This is a genomic window from Brevundimonas sp. AC546, assembly GCF_979258305.1.
The window spans coordinates 1255108-1269771 of the sequence record NZ_OZ409849.1 but is presented as its reverse complement, the minus strand read 5'-3'; the positions used below and the strand labels follow the sequence as shown (position 1 = coordinate 1269771).

At 66.4% G+C, this 14664-nt stretch carries 12 protein-coding genes and 1 pseudogene; 11 read left to right on the top strand and 2 right to left on the bottom strand.

The window, feature by feature from the left end; genetic code table 11:
* Positions 1 to 373: 373 nt before the first annotated feature.
* A complete protein-coding gene (locus tag ACZZZD_RS06260; protein ID WP_463433630.1) occupies positions 374 to 559 on the bottom strand; it encodes a hypothetical protein in 186 nt (61 codons plus the stop codon).
* A 306-nt stretch (positions 560 to 865) separates the two neighbouring features.
* Here ACZZZD_RS06260 and ACZZZD_RS06255 point away from each other — a divergent pair, with 306 nt between their 5' ends.
* The 3 genes from ACZZZD_RS06255 (at position 866) to ACZZZD_RS06245 (ending at position 6277) form a co-directional block, all read left to right on the top strand.
* Positions 866 to 1006 (top strand): hypothetical protein, encoded by a 141-nt coding sequence (locus tag ACZZZD_RS06255; protein ID WP_463433628.1) that lies wholly within the window; start codon positions 866 to 868, stop codon positions 1004 to 1006.
* 566 nt (positions 1007 to 1572) lie between these two features.
* The gene (locus ACZZZD_RS06250; protein ID WP_463433626.1) at positions 1573 to 4383 is read left to right on the top strand and encodes a TonB-dependent receptor; all 2811 of its coding nucleotides are present in this window, start codon (positions 1573 to 1575) and stop codon (positions 4381 to 4383) included.
* Positions 4370 to 6277, top strand: a complete 1908-nt coding sequence (locus ACZZZD_RS06245) for a PhoX family protein (RefSeq protein WP_463433624.1) — start codon at positions 4370 to 4372, stop codon at positions 6275 to 6277. The genes ACZZZD_RS06250 and ACZZZD_RS06245 overlap by 14 nt, the downstream gene beginning before the upstream one ends.
* Positions 6278 to 6466: 189 nt before the next feature.
* Here the strand turns inward: ACZZZD_RS06245 and ACZZZD_RS06240 are convergent.
* Positions 6467 to 6634, bottom strand: a pseudogene (locus ACZZZD_RS06240) (DDE-type integrase/transposase/recombinase); the annotation flags it as partial.
* On the opposite strand from ACZZZD_RS06240, the gene ACZZZD_RS06235 reads away from it, so the two are divergent.
* The 8 genes from ACZZZD_RS06235 (at position 6610) to ACZZZD_RS06200 (ending at position 14663) form a co-directional block, all read left to right on the top strand.
* Positions 6610 to 6828 carry an amidohydrolase family protein gene (locus ACZZZD_RS06235; protein ID WP_463433622.1) on the top strand — a complete coding sequence of 73 codons (219 nt, stop codon included), beginning with the start codon at positions 6610 to 6612 and terminating at the stop codon, positions 6826 to 6828. The pseudogene ACZZZD_RS06240 and the gene ACZZZD_RS06235 sit on opposite strands and share 25 nt — an antisense overlap.
* A 128-nt stretch (positions 6829 to 6956) precedes the next feature.
* Complete coding sequence (locus ACZZZD_RS06230) at positions 6957 to 7970, top strand: LacI family DNA-binding transcriptional regulator (protein ID WP_463433620.1); 1014 nt, start codon at positions 6957 to 6959, stop codon at positions 7968 to 7970.
* 63 nt (positions 7971 to 8033) lie between these two features.
* Positions 8034 to 9176 (top strand): fumarylacetoacetate hydrolase family protein, encoded by a 1143-nt coding sequence (locus ACZZZD_RS06225; RefSeq protein ID WP_463433618.1) that lies wholly within the window; start codon positions 8034 to 8036, stop codon positions 9174 to 9176.
* Complete coding sequence (locus ACZZZD_RS06220) at positions 9173 to 9931, top strand: SDR family NAD(P)-dependent oxidoreductase (protein ID WP_463433616.1); 759 nt, start codon at positions 9173 to 9175, stop codon at positions 9929 to 9931. Before ACZZZD_RS06225 ends, ACZZZD_RS06220 begins: the two co-directional genes overlap by 4 nt.
* A gap of 58 nt (positions 9932 to 9989) precedes the next feature.
* Entirely contained in the window at positions 9990 to 11423 is a 1434-nt protein-coding gene (locus ACZZZD_RS06215) for a sugar porter family MFS transporter (protein WP_463433614.1), read from the top strand.
* An 82-nt stretch (positions 11424 to 11505) separates the two neighbouring features.
* Positions 11506 to 12948, top strand: a complete 1443-nt coding sequence (locus tag ACZZZD_RS06210) for an aldehyde dehydrogenase family protein (RefSeq protein ID WP_463433613.1) — start codon at positions 11506 to 11508, stop codon at positions 12946 to 12948.
* A gap of 3 nt (positions 12949 to 12951) precedes the next feature.
* Positions 12952 to 13806 (top strand): SMP-30/gluconolactonase/LRE family protein, encoded by an 855-nt coding sequence (locus ACZZZD_RS06205; RefSeq protein WP_463433612.1) that lies wholly within the window; start codon positions 12952 to 12954, stop codon positions 13804 to 13806.
* Complete coding sequence (locus tag ACZZZD_RS06200) at positions 13803 to 14663, top strand: aldose 1-epimerase (RefSeq protein WP_463433610.1); 861 nt, start codon at positions 13803 to 13805, stop codon at positions 14661 to 14663. Before ACZZZD_RS06205 ends, ACZZZD_RS06200 begins: the two co-directional genes overlap by 4 nt.
* Position 14664: the final 1 nt, after the last annotated feature.

The window sequence follows — 14664 nt, the reverse complement described above, 5'->3', positions numbered from 1 at the left end:
GGCTTGCAGCATCGGCAGGAGAGCATGGCTGAGGGCAGGGTCGCTCTCAATGGTGTCTCGTACGGCGAGGTCGAAGACTCCACGCGACAACCGCATGGGCAGTTTCACGCCAAACACCTTCAGCAGTCCACGGATCTCGTTCTCCAGATCGATGCACTTGGGCTGCATGACCTTTCGGCTGGCCAACAGGGCTCGGAGGTGATGGCTCTCAACGCTCTTAACATGCACGCGGTTGTACCAGCCCGCCCGAAAGATTTGGCGATGCCGCGGGCGTCATGCTTGTCCGTCTTGTTGCGCATCGCTGAGAGCGTTGCCGCGACCTGTCGCGCCTCCATGCACACGACGTCGAAGCCGGCCTCCCGAAGGCCATAGGTCAGGTGCTGGGTAAGTGTGCCAGCCTCCGGCCAACCTGATGGATCGGTTCTCCGAATTCCTTCAGGCAACGCGCCAGGTCCGGCACATCCGACGGCACGGATCGCTCGAAGCGAACCTTTCCGTCGTCATCAATGATGCAGACCTCCACCGGGCGCAGCGACACATCCAATGCAGCATAGAACATCGTCGTCTCCCTTTATCTCGGACTGAGCCGAGAATATTATGGGAGCTTGCCCCTTAGCAGGACCGCCCGATTATGCATGCTTCTGGCGCATAGAAGACCTCTGGGAATGAGGCAGGGCAGGGCGTTCTGCGTCTGAGCGCCATTCACGGAAAGTGGGCTGCGAGCAGATGTCCGCCTCGCTCCGACGCGGCGCTGTCGCCGTTCGCGGCAATAATGCATTGCGACCGCGCCATTCTTGAGCGGCTTGGCCGAGACAAGCGCCAGACGTCGCGCGGCCGACAGCCCGCTCTGATAGAGAGTGAGGCCATGGCCGGCGATCCGAGGATGGACGAGGAACTCGTACTCATCGATCAGATCCAATCTGTCCAACGCCGTCGCGAGCAGGCCGCTGCCGAGGAGGACGCCGACCGGGTTCGCGTCTTTGAGCTGCTGTACGCCCCCGCGTAGGTCGCCGACAATGTGCTGGCTGTTGGTCCAGGGGAAGTCCGTTCGCGTGGACGAAAGGACATACTTCGGCTTGGCCTCCAGCTTGACAGCCCATTCGCGGGTCGCCGGCGGCGCTGCCTAGTCGCCGCAGGCGATGTCCGGCCAGTAGCTCTCCATCTCGTAGGTGACGCGGCCCCATAGCAGTAGACTGACAGTGCCCGGAGAATGGCATGGGCTTCCGCGACTTCATGACGGTGGCGGCCCGTCATCATACTGTAGCGCTAGCTTGCTACGCACCACTCTGCAGCTTACCGGCAACTTTCGCCGCTCCCGCCAGCGTCATGCTGAGCGACGTCTCGCAGCTCTAGATGAGCGGGGCGTCCGATGGGGGGACGGACCAGGGCTTAGAGGCTGCGTTCCATCATTTTCTCCGTCCGCCCGGGCGGATTGCAAGGCGTCTCCGGTGCCCGGGGGCGTGGGGATTGCTCATGTCTGGAAGTTTGATTGCGCTTGCCGGAGTCGCGGGGCTACGCTCGGTTCTTCTCCTGTCCGCAGCGACAGTGCCTCTGGCGCTCGCCACGCCCGTAGTGGCCCAGTCTGCGGCCGGCGCCGTCTCCGGCGAGGTTCGCAGCGGGCATGACGGTTCGCCGGTGGCCGGGGCCCAGGTCCGGGTGGAAGAGACGGGTGCCGTCGCTGTCACGGACTCGCAAGGTCGCTACCGGTTCGGCGCGCTTGCGTCCGGTCCCAAGACGCTCAAGATCGACTATGTCGGCTTCGCCACGGCGGTGGTCTCGGTCGTCGTGGGCGAAGCGCCGGTCTCCGCGGATGTGACCCTGGGCGATGTCAGCGTCGACGGCCAGCCGGGAACGGTCGCCGACATCGTCGTCACCGGTCGTCGCGCCGGCCAGGCGCGCGCCCTCAGCGCCCAGCGCTCGGCGGACAACACCCGCAACGTCGTTTCGGCTGACCAGGCCGGTCGTTTCCCCGATCTGAACGCGGCCGAGTCGCTGCGTCGCCTGCCCGGCGTCACGGTGCAGCGCGAGGTCGTAGGCGGCGACGGTCGTTACGTCTCGATCCGTGGTCTCGACAGCGGGCTGAACAACACTCAGGTCAACGGCATGAACGCGGCCCAGCCTGAGAAGGAAAACCGTCGCGTCCCGCTCGACATGATCCAGACCAGCGCCTTGGCCTCCATCACCGTCCACAAGACCCTGACACCTGAGCAGGACTCGGACGGCATCGGCGGAGCGGTCGAGCTGGAGACGGCGACGGCGTTCGACTTCGCCGGACCGGTCGCCGAGTTCACCGCGCGCGGCTTCCATCAGGAGCTGCGTGGCAAGACCGGCGTCATCGGGGAAATGACTCTGGCGAACCGCTTCGGCGATCAGGACCAGTTCGGCGTTCTGCTGTCGGTCGCGCGCGCCGAGCGTCAGACCCAGGGCTATGTCTTCTACAACGACGAGGACCAGCTGGCCTTCGTCGAGGACGATCCCTCGTCGGGCATCACGCCGATCCAGTACCATCAGACGGAATACCAGAACGAGCGCGAGACCCTGTCGGCCAATCTGGCGCTGAGCTGGCGCGTGTCCGACAACACCGATCTGGATTTCAAGGCCAGCTACAATCGCCTCTATGACAAGGAGCAGAGCCGCGCCTTCTACCTGCAAGCCGGCACTGACGAGTATGACGACGACGGCGCGCTTATCCTGACCGAGCCGGGCACCGCCAATATCTTCAACCAATATGAAGAGACCGAGCTGACCCAGCAGGCCTATGTGCTTCGGGGCCAGACCCGCGCCGGCGCGCTGACCTTTGACTACAGCCTGGGCTTCTCCGAAGCGCTGCGTGAAGAGCCCTTCGACAACGAGGTCGCGTTCCCGGCCGAGCTGGAGAGCAATCTGCTGGGCTATGCGCAGCAGAACGGCTTCCCCATTCCCAACCTGACGGCGAACGATCGAGCTACCATCGCCAATCCCGACAGCTACACGCTGGGCTACAACGACATCGACATCGACACGTCGCGCAATCGGCGCACGGCGGGGACGTTCGACGTCACCTATGATCTGGCCGGATCCTGGCTGAGCCGGGTCAAGGCGGGCGTGAAGTTCGAACGGTCCGAGCGGACGTTGTTCGAGGGCAATGTCCTGGAACTGACCGGCCCGCTGACGCTGAGGCAGTTCGGCATCGGGGACCTGGTGGACGTGTCGAAGTCGGGCGCGCCCTATCCTGCCTTCCTGTCGCTGAATTGGGATCGCGTTCGGAACTGGCGCGAATACGGCCTGAACTTGGCCGCCACCAATCCCGACTTCACCAACGAATATGTCGAGGACGGCGACGTTCCGGTAGACGAGGACAGTTATACCAGTCGTGAGGACATCTTCGGCGCCTATGTCATGGGCAAAGTCGAGCGCGATGCGTGGGACCTGACGGGCGGGCTTCGCATCGACTACACCCGCGTCGAATCCGACAACTACGAACTGATCGAGTTGGAGGACGAGGATCCGGTCTATGGACAGACCACGGGCAAGGGCGACTACCTCTCGATCCTGCCGCGCGTACAGTTCAACTATCGCCCCGGCACGGACAGCGTCTTCCGCGCCGCCTACTACACCTCGATCGCGCGACCCGAGCCGCTCTACATGTCCGGCGCAATCGAGATCGAGGAGGAGGATGGAGAGGTCGACGTCACCGTCGGCAATCCTGGCCTAAAGCCTGCCTACGCCCACAATCTGGACTTCAGCTTCGAACGGTATTTCGACACCGTCGGCCTGATCTCGGTCGGCGCCTATGCGAAATACATCGACAAGTTCATCTTCAGCGGCGTGGCGCCGGAAACCGAGGCGGACCGCGCGCGGTTCGAGAACGATCCGCGTCTGGCGGGCAAGGAGATCGACGACGTCATCACCTATGCCAACGGCGAGGATGCGACGATCTATGGCCTGGAGCTGAAGCTGGTGCGCAACTTCCCCGACCTGCCGGGGGCTTGGGGCGGACTGGGCGTCTACGCCAACATGACGGTCCAGCGCAGCGAGGCCGATCCGGGCGTCGAGGGGGCGGGCAAGGGTGATTTCTTCTATGCGCCCGAACTCTTTTACACGACCGCTGTGACCTATCAGAAATATGGGATCGAAGGCGCGCTGGCTTATTCTTGGCGTGACGATCAGGCCGTGCGGTTCTCGACCTACAACACACGGATCGTCGAGGAGGCCTATGGGTCGCTGGACGTCCAGCTGTCGTATCGCCTGAACAACCGCGTCAAACTGTCCCTGGACGCCGTCGATGTGCTGAACGACGGCAGCGACCCGGTGGTGGACGAGCGCTTCGGCTCGACCGGCCTGCTGGAAGGCGCGACCTACGTCGGTCGTTCGGTCACCGCGGGGATCAATGTCCGCTTCTGACAGCGGCGGGCGCCTGCTGCGCGTTCGGGACGACAAGGGCCGCACCAGCCTGCGTCGTCTCGAGGCCGGGCAGGAAACCCTGGGCGCCCTGATCGACCGGCGGCGGCTTCTGATCGGGACCGCCGGTCTGGCCGTCCTCGCCGGCGGGATCAGGCCGGCGCTCGCCGGTCAGCCCAAGGCGTTCGACCCCTTGCCCGGACCAACGGACGCCTGGATTTCGGACTACGACCGCCAGGTGGTGATCCGCTGGGGCGACCCGCTGTGGACCGAGGCTGGGGCGCCGAATCCCGTGGAGATGACGGCGGACGAGGCGGCGCGTCGGTTCGGTTTCAATAACGACTATCTGGCCTATTTCCCCTTGCCGGAGACGGCCGAGGCGGAAGAGGCCGGGCTCTTGGTCGTGAACCACGAATATCCGACGCTGCACATGATGTTTCCCGGCGTCTCAATAGATCAGGGGCACGCCGCCCTGTCGGATGCGCAGGTGGAGGCTACCCTGTCGGCCATCGGCGTCAGCGTCGTCGAGGTCCGTCGCCAGGGCGAGACCTGGACGACGCGGATCGACAGCCCCTACGCGCGACGCGTTACGGCGCGCACGCCGATCCGCCTGTCCGGACCGGCTGCCGGGCATCCACGGCTTAGAACCGACGCCGACCCCAGCGGCGAATGGGTGTTCGGCACCCACGACAATTGCAATGGCGGGATGACGCCGTGGGGGACCTTCCTGTCTGGAGAGGAGGGGTCTCGCGACTTCTTCGGCGGGGACATTCGCGGTCTGGCCGACGAGGCGCTCCTGGCGCGCTATCACTACGATGAAAGCACCGAGCAGGGCGCCTTCGGCTGGCCGCGCATCGACCGTCGTTTCGATCTGCGTCACGCCCCGAACGAGCCTAACCGCTTCGAGTGGGTGGTTGAGGTGGACCCGTTCGACCCCGAGGCAGCGCCGGTCAAGCGAACCTCCCTGGGCCGGTTCGCGCACGAGGGCGCCCATTGTTCCGTCGCGCCAAACGGCCGGGTGGTCGTCTATCTGGGCGACGACTGGGAGTTCGAATACCTGTACCGCTTCGTCACGCGCGATCAGTTCGATCCGGAAGATCGAGCCGCCAACCGCGACCTGCTGGACCACGGCGTGCTGTCCGTCGCCAGGTTTGATGCGTCGGGGGTGCTGGAATGGCTGCCGCTCGTCTTCGGCCAGGGGCCGCTGACGCCCCAGAACGGCTTCACCGACCAGGGCGACCTGTTGATCCAGACCCGCCGCGCCGCCGATCTTTTGGGGGCAACGCCGATGGACTGTCCCGAGGGCTACCAGGCTGACCCGAGGACCGGGCGCGTCTATGTCGCCCTGACCGGCAACGACGAGCGGACGGCAGGCCAGCAGGATGACGCCAATCCCCGCGCGAACAACGCCTACGGCCATGTGTTGGAGTTGACGCCGCCGGACGCCGCAGACGGCCCCGACCCGACGGCGGACCGCTTTGAATGGCGGGTGATGCTGCTGTGCGGCCCTCATGACGGAAGCGACGACACCTTTGATCCATCGGTCGCGGCGCAGGACCGGTTCTTCGCCCCTGACAATTTGAACTTCGACCCGCAGGGACGGATGTGGATCTGCAGCGACGGCCCGGGCGATCGAGGTGAGGACGGCCTATGGGTCATGCCGATGGAGGGGGAGGGCGCCGGCCGGCCTCGCCTGGTCTATCGCCCTCCGATCGGAGCCGAATGCTGCGGACCGGCCTTCACCCCGGATGGAACCACGCTGTTCATGTCGATCCAGCATCCCGGTGAGGCGTCCCGCTCTCTGGATGAGGTGCTGAGCCGCTGGCCAGATGGCGACGGTCCCCCGAGGCCCGCTGTCGTCGCCCTGCGCCGGAAGCTACAAGCCTCGCTCGATTAAAGACATTGTTACTGAGACAAGTTCAGACTTTGAGCGAGGCGGCCTGGAGCGGACACTTCTTTCGTCCGCGAAGCGTTGAAGAAGTCTCAGCCGATCGGCCGAAAAGTAGACGTTCCTGCGGCAGCTGGATGTCGTGTTTCCGGCGCTGACTGAATGACCAGTTTTGGCGCTTCTAAGACCCTACCCGCCACGCCGTTCGTGACTCAAGGCGGAAGTTGGCAATGTCCGCCTTCGGCTACGCATGCACAGCACCTCGCCCTCGTCATCTACGGCGCGCCAGAGAAACATGCGCTTCCCCCCTATCGAGCAAACGACCTCGTCGAGATGCCAGCGTGGAGAAGGGGAGGGGCGTTGGGCGTGCGGCAGCGGCGGTATTCGCGCTCTTCGGTCCGGATAGGGTCGTTTGGGGAAGCGACTGGCCGGTGGTGACGCTCCGCGCAAAATACGACGAATGGCTGAGTCTTTCGCGGGATATCTGCGCAAGGTTGGCGCCTGGGTGCGAAGATGGGGTGTTCCAACAGAACGCTATGCGATTCTACGGCTTGAGCTGAGGCCGGCCTTTCGACGGTGAAACGTTGGCCTTTAAGAGACGCATCGACCGGGCATAAGAAAATCGAAGGCCTTCTCCGCCCTCGTCGCCATCTGGACCACTGCGGCCACTTGTGATGTTTTCTGATGCGTGAACTCCAAGATCGTACAAAGCCGCCACTACACCATGGGCGACATCGCGCGCCTGGCCGGCGTTTCGCCGATGACCGTGTCGCGCGTGGTCAATGGGGATGCGCGGGTGCGCGAAGCGACACGCGAGAAGGTCGAGGCGATCATTCGCGACACCGGCTATGTGCCCGACCCCGCCGCGCGGATCCTGGCGCGGGCCGGGGGCGGACGGATCGGCCTGCTCTACGCCAATCCGTCCAACGCCTATCTGGCCGAGGTTCTCTCGGGCGCGCTCGAAGGGGCGCGGTCGGTGGGCCTTCTGCTGCTGATCGAGCCGTCGCGACCTGGGGCGCCGGACGAGGAGCGCGAGGCGGTTCAGCGGCTGGCGGCGGGCGGGGCGCAGGGGGTGATCGTGCCGCCGCCTCTGGGCGAGTCGGCCGCGACCCTGGACGCCATCGCCAGGAGCGGCATGAAGGCCGTGGTCCTGGCCGCGCCTGTTGATCGGGACGGCCTGATCTCTCTGCGGGTGGACGATGAAGGCGCGGCGCGGGAGATGACGCGCCATCTGCTGGACCTGGGCCACCGCCTCATCGGCTTCGTGGAAGGTCATCAGGACCAGAGCGCCAGCGCGGATCGCCGCACGGGCGCCCAGGCCGCCGTCGATGCGGTCGAGGGCGGGGCGCTGCTGGTCGAGGCAGGCGACTTCACCTATCGATCCGGCTTCGAGGCCGGGCGGCGGCTGCTGGCTCGACCCCAGCGTCCGAGCGCCGTCTTCGCCAGCAACGACGACATGGCCGCCGGCGTCCTGGCCGCCGTACACGCCGCCGGCCTGTCGACCCCGGGCGACATTTCCGTTGCGGGTTTCGACGACACCTACCTGGCCGCCAGCGTCTGGCCGACTCTGACCACCATCCGCCAGCCGGTCGCCGAAATGGCCCGTTCGGCCGCCGTCATCCTGGGGCGGGGCGGGGAGGCGGACGGTCCGGTCCCCCATCAATTCATCGCCCGCGAAAGCACCGCCTCACCGCGCGATTGACATCCGCCTTCCGCTAAAAGATGTTAGCGCTACCACGTCGGAGAACGTGGAGAGGAGACGACTGTGGATCTAGTTTCATGCCTGCCAGCGGACTGGCGCGACGCGCGCCTGCTTGGACGGGTGATGACGGAAGCGGGGCCATCGCCGGTGCTGGCGCGCGGCGGGCGGCTGTATGATCTTTCGACCCATGTCGCCACGACGGCCCAGGCGGCCGCGCTGGACGATCTGGATGCGGCCGGCGTGGATATGGGGCCGCTGGACGCGCTGACGGTCGCCTCGGCCTGGTCGTCGCAAGGGCTGCAGTTGCTGTCTCCGCTGGACCTGCAATGTATCAAAGCCTCTGGCGTCACCTTTGCGGTTTCGGCTTTGGAGCGGGTGATCGAGGAACGCGCGCGCGGCGACGCCGACGCGGCCAACGCGGTGCGTCAGTCCATCCTCGAACGGATCGGCGGTGATCTGAAGGACCTGCGTCCAGGCTCGGATCAGGCGGAAGCCGTCAAGGCTCAACTGATCGCCGAGGGCCTGTGGTCGCAATATCTCGAAGTCGCCATCGGGCCCTACGCCGAAATCTTCACCAAGGCGCCGGTGCTGGCCTCGGTCGGCTGGGGCGCCGAGGTCGGGGTGCGTTCGGACTCGGCCTGGAACAACCCGGAGCCCGAGGTGGTGGTCATTTGCGATCCCGCCGGCCGTCCGGTCGGCGCCAGCCTGGGCAACGACGTCAACCTGCGCGACATCGAGGGCCGCTCAGCCCTGCTGCTGGGCAAGGCCAAGGACAACAACGCCTCGGCCTCGGTCGGCCCATTCATCCGCCTGTTCGACGACGGTTTCGGCATGGACGACGTGCGCGCCGCCACGGTCCGGCTGGAGGTCGAAGGGACGGACGGCTTCGTCATGACGGGTGAAAGCTCGATGAGCCTGATCAGTCGCGATCCCGAGGAACTGGTGCGCCAGACCCTGAGCGCGCATCAGTATCCCGACGGTTTCGCCCTGTATCTCGGCACCATGTTCGCGCCGATCGACGACCGCGATGCGCCGGGCAAGGGCTTCACCCACAAGATCGGCGACCGCGTGCGCGTCTCGTCTGAGAAGCTAGGCGTGCTGGAAAACATCGTTGCGACCTGCGACCAAGCCCCGCCCTGGAAGTTCGGGGTGCTGGAGCTGATGCGTAATCTGGCCGGTCGTGGCCTCTTGGGAGCCACCGCATGAGCGGCGCAATCTATCCGTCGCTGAAGGGCCGTCTGGTCGTCGTCACCGGCGGAGGTTCGGGCATAGGCGCCGGCTTCACCGAGGCCTTTTCGCGCCAGGGCGCCCGCGTCGTCTTCTTCGACATCTCCGAGGCGGATTCCAGGGCGCTGGAGGCGTCGCTGGCCGAGCTGTCGCCGGCCCCGACCTTCCGCCCCTGCGACCTGACCGACATCGCCGCCCTGCAAGGGCGTCTGGCGGAGGTCGTCGCCGAACATGGTCCCATCGACGTCCTGATCAACAACGCCGCCAACGACGATCGCCACACCCTGGCCGAGGTCACGACCGACTACTGGGACGACCGGATCAATGTGAACCTGCGTCACCTCTATTTCGCGGCCCAGTCGGTCGCGCCGGGAATGCGCGCGCAAGGCCGGGGGGTGATCATCAACCTCGGCTCGATCAGCTGGCACCTGGGCCTGCCCGACCTGTCGCTTTACGAGACGGCCAAGGCGGGGATCGAGGGCATGACGCGGGCCCTGGCGCGAGAACTGGGCGGCGACGGCGTGCGCGTCGTCTGCATCGTGCCGGGCAACGTCCAGACCCCGCGTCAGATGAAATGGTACACGCCCGAAGGGGAGGCCGAGATCCTCGCGGCCCAGTGTCTGCCCGGCCGAATCCAACCCCACGACGTCGCGGCCCTGGGCCTGTTCCTGGCCTCGGACGACGCACGTTTGATTACAGGCCACGAGTATTTCGTGGACGCAGGCTGGCGATAGGCTTTCCTGCGACGTTCAACGCCCGCGTCAGACGGGCTCTTTGGGAGGTTACATCGAGATGGCAGGACCGACGGGGGGCTCAGGCCCCGACATCGCGGGCGACGACCGTGTCAACATGGCCTTCATCGCCCTGATCGTGGCGGTCGCCACCATCGGCGGCTTCATGTTCGGCTATGATTCCGGCGTCATCAACGGCACCCAGGACGGGCTGGAGGCGGCCTTCAACCTGTCGGCGCTCGGCACCGGGTTCAACGTCGGCGCCATCCTGCTGGGCTGCGCCGTCGGCGCCTTCATCGCAGGTCGTCTGGCAGACGCCATCGGCCGTCGCACGGTGATGCAGATCGCCGCCGTCCTGTTTATCATCTCGGCTGTCTGGGCCGGTGCGGCAGACACCTCGGCCCACTTCATTATCGCCCGCTTCATCGGCGGCCTGGGCGTCGGCGCGGCCTCGGTCCTGTCGCCGGCCTATATCTCCGAAGTGACCCCGGCCTCGATCCGCGGCCGACTGTCGTCGGTGCAGCAGATCATGATCATCACCGGCCTGACCGGCGCGTTCGTCGCCAACTATGTGCTGGCGGCGACTGCGGGCGGTTCGACCGCCGACTTCTGGCTGGGCTTCCCCGCCTGGCGCTGGATGTTCTGGCTGCAGGTCATCCCCGCCGCCATCTATCTGCTTGCCCTGCTGGTCATCCCGGAAAGCCCGCGCTTCCTGGTCGCCAAGAAGAAGGAGGCCCAGGCCGAGGCCGTGCTGTCCAAACTGTTCGGACCCGGGGCCGGCGCCCGCAAGGTGCAGGAAATCCGCGCCTCGCTGAGCGCCGACCACAAGCCTAGGTTCGTCGACCTGCTGGACCCGGCGACGAAGAAGGTGCGCCCCATCGCCTGGGCCGGCCTGATCCTGGCCGTGTTCCAGCAACTGGTCGGCATCAACATCGTCTTCTACTATGGCGCAGTGCTGTGGCAGTCGGTCGGCTTCTCCGAGAACGACGCGCTTCAAATCAACATCCTGTCCGGCGTCCTGTCGATCGCGGCTTGCCTTGCGGCCATTTCGGTGATCGACAAGATCGGCCGCAAGCCGCTGCTGCTGATCGGTTCGGCGGGCATGTTCGTGACCCTGGGCACGGTCGCCTGGTGCTTCTCGCGCGCCGCCCTGATCGACGGGTCGCTGCATCTGGACGACAACACCGGCCTGATCGCCCTGATCGCCGCCAACGCCTATGTGGTCTTCTTCAACTTCAGCTGGGGCCCGGTCATGTGGGTCATGCTGGGCGAGATGTTCCCCAACCAGATGCGCGGCTCGGCCCTGGCCGTCGCCGGCTTCGCCCAGTGGATCGCCAACTTCGCCATCTCGGTCAGCTTCCCGTGGATGGCCGCAACGTTGGGCCTGGTGATCACCTACGGCTTCTATGCGGTCAGCGCATTGATCTCCTTCTTCCTGGTCCAGGCCTGGGTGAAGGAAACGCGCGGTCGCGAACTGGAAGACATGACGGGCTGATTTTTCGCCCGTCCATACCCATCTCCCCGAAACGGGCGGCGCTCCCCCCGCCGCCCGTCAGCCTTATGAAAAGGACTTCCCCATGACCGACACGCTTGACCTCACGCACTGGATTGGCGGCGAGAAGGTCGCGGGCGCGTTTGCGGGCGAGAGCCTGAACCCGTCGGACACGCGCGACGTGGTGGCGCGCACGCCCAAGGGCGGGGCCGCCGAGGTGGATCAGGCCGTTCAGGCGGCGCGCGCCGCCTTCCCCGGCTGGTCCGACGCCTCGCCGGAAGTGCGCTTCGACGTGCTGGACAAGGCCGGGTCGCTGATCATGGAGCGCGCAGCCCAGATCGGTCGCCTGCTGGCCCGTGAGGAGGGCAAGACCCTGCCTGAGGGCATCGGCGAGACCATGCGCGCCGCCCGCATCCTGAAGTATTTCGCCGGCGAGGCCCTGCGCGTCCACGGCCAGAACCTGGCCTCGACCCGCCCCGGCGTGGAGATCCAGACCTATCGTCAGGCGGTCGGCGTCTTCGGACTGATCACGCCCTGGAACTTCCCCATCGCCATTCCGGCGTGGAAGATCGCGCCGGCCATCGCCTTCGGCAACACCGTCGTCATCAAGCCCGCCGGCCCGACCCCGGCCACGGCCGAGGCCCTGATCGCCGTCCTGCATGAGGCCGGCCTGCCCAAGGGCGTGGTCAATATGGTCATCGGCGACGGCGACGTCGGCCGCGCCATCGTCGCCCATCCGGGCATCGACGGCATTTCGTTCACCGGCTCGCAAGCCGTGGGCGCGGGCGTCGCCGAGGGCGCGGTCCGGCGCCAGGCGCGGGTCCAGCTGGAAATGGGCGGCAAGAACCCGCTGATCGTGCTGGACGACGCCGACCTGGACCGGGCCGTGAACATCGCCCTGGACGGCAGCTTCTTCGCCACCGGCCAGCGCTGCACCGCCTCCAGCCGCCTGATCGTTCAGGACGGCATCCACGACCGCTTCGTCAAGGCCCTGGGCGAGAAGGTCGCGGCCCTGCGCGTCGGCGATGCGCTGGATCCCAACACCCAGATGGGCCCGGCGGTGACCGAGGCCCAGCGCGAGACCTCCTACAAATACATCGACATCGCCCGCGAAGCCGGCGGCCGCATCGTCACGGGCGGCGAGCGCCTGACGTTCGACGCGCCCGGCTGGTACGTCCAGCCGACCCTGATCGCCGATACCGCCGCCGACGCCCGCATCAACAATGAAGAGGTCTTCGGCCCCGTCGCCTCGACCATCCGCGTCGCCAGCTACGAGGAGGCGCTCGCCGTCGCCAACGGCGTGGAGTTCGGCCTGTCGGCCGGCATCGTCACCCAGTCGCTGAAACACGCCCGCGAATTCCAGAGGAACGCCCGCGCCGGCATGACCATGGTCAACCTGGCCACCGCCGGGGTCGACTATCACGTCCCCTTCGGCGGATCGAAGAAGTCCTCCTACGGCGCGCGGGAACAGGGCTTCGCCGCCGTCGAATTCTACACCCAGATCAAGACCAGCTATTCGGCGAGCTGAGCGATGAGCGAGGTCGAACTCGTCTGGGATGTTCAGGCGGAGCTGGGCGAAGGCCCCGTCTGGGATGCAGGCCGCGGCTCGGTGTGGTTCGTCGATATCAAGGGTCTAAAACTGTATCGCTACACCCCCGCGACCGGCGAAAAACGGTCGTGGGACACCCCCGATCAGACCGGCTTTGCTCTGCCCGCCGAAGACGGTTCGCTGATCTGCGGCGTGCGCGGCGGGCTGTATCGCTTCGACCCTGATCAGGGCGACTTCTCGCGCTTCCAGCCGGTCGAGAAAGACCGGCCGCAGAACCGGTTGAACGACGGTTTCGTCGCCCCGGACGGGTCGCTGTGGTTCGGCTCGATGGACGATAGCGAACAGGTCGAGACCGGTGCCCTCTATCGCTGGTTCCGGGGCGAGCTGACGCGGCACGACGACGGCTATGGCGTCACCAACGGCCCCTGCCTCAGCCCCGACGGCCGTACCCTCTATCACCACGACACTCTGAAGAAGACCGTCCTGGCCTTCGACCACGACGACGGCGTGATCTCCAACCGGCGCGTCTTCGCCGTGACCGAGGACGGCTATGCCGACGGCCCCAGCATGGATGCGGCGGGGGTGCTTCACGTCGGCCTGTTCAACGGCTGGGGCGTGGCCCGTTACGCCCCGGACGGCACGCGTATCGGCAAGATCGACATGCCGGTCCAGACCGTGACCAAGGCGGCCTTCGGCGGCGCCGACCTGCGCGACCTCTATATGACCACGGCCTGGCTGGGGAACGCCGACAAACGGGCGGATCAGCCGACGCTGGGCGGGCTTTATCGCACCCGTGTGGAGACGCCGGGCCTGCCGCAGAGCCGGATCCGCCTGTGATCGTTCTGACGGCCGGCGACTGGCGCGCGACCCTGGCGCCGGAGCAGGGCGGGGCGTTGCTCAGCCTGGATTGGCAGGGTCAGCCCGTGTTACGCCCGACGCCGGACGGCGCGACCGACATTCTGGACACCGCCTGTTTCCCGCTGGTCCCCTTCGCCAACCGGATCGCCGGCGGGCGCTTCGTCTTCGACGGCCGCACGGTGCAACTGACCGCCCTAGACCGGTTCGCCCCCCACGCCCTGCACGGTGACGGCTGGCTGATGCCCTGGACCGTCGAAAGCCTGACAGAGAACCGCGTCGAGATGGCCCTTGACTGGCCGGGCGACGACGCCGGCTGGCCCTGGTCGTGGCGCGCGCATCAAACCGTCGAACTGACGGATGATGGCTTGTTGATCGCCCTGTCCGTGACCAACACCGGTGATGCGACCATGCCCGCCGGCCTTGGTCTGCACCCCTATTTCCGCCGCTATGCCGACAGCCGACTGACCCTGTCTGCCGCGGGCGTCTGGATCACCGACGCCCGCGAAACCCCCGAACGCCTGGCGGCCCCCGCCGAGATCGCAGACTGGTCGAACGGCCTCGCCCTGGCCGACGCCCCCTTTGTCGATCACGCCTATGCCGGCTGGAGCGGCGAGGCGGTGCTGGAGGGCGGCGGTCGTCAGGTGACATTGACGGCGGATGCACCCGCGCGCTGGACCCAGGTTTATGCGCCGGTGGGCGCCGACTTCTTCTGCGTCGAGCCGGTCACCCACCGCCCCGACGCCCACAACGCCCCGGCCGGCGAGGAAAGCGGCCTGGTCCACCTGGGGCCCGGCGAGACCCTATCGCTCGCCATGCAGATCGGCGCCGCACTCTGAT